Consider the following 293-nt stretch of genomic DNA (forward strand, 5'->3'; position numbering starts at 1 on the left):
CCGTGCTTCTTATACCAAGTGCCACCGTAATGGGTTTGCCAGGATGAATCATGAATGCCTTCACCAGTGTCATCAAATGGCATCCAGTAGGAGACGGGCTGTGAATAGCTTGAGCCCTCATCATTGTCACCCTTCAACGTCGCGTTCTTTTCCTTGTTCCAAATATACCAGACACCAGTCGTTGTGGCGTGCTTGCCTGGTTTCCCAGTGACAACGTAGGTCGAAACTTTGAGCTTGCCGTCAACGTAGACGTACATATGCTGGTTGACTTTATCGACTTCGACGTACGTGTT

The 293-nt window shown here is 48.8% G+C and carries 1 protein-coding gene; it reads right to left on the bottom strand.

What is annotated here, in order from left to right; all coding sequences use genetic code 11:
• On the bottom strand, positions 1 to 293 hold a 293-nt coding region (locus MZO40_RS17165; RefSeq protein ID WP_252133494.1), incomplete at both ends, for a L,D-transpeptidase.

The organism is Lactiplantibacillus sp. B652 (assembly GCF_023806745.1).
Lineage (GTDB): Bacteria > Bacillota > Bacilli > Lactobacillales > Lactobacillaceae > Lactiplantibacillus > Lactiplantibacillus pentosus.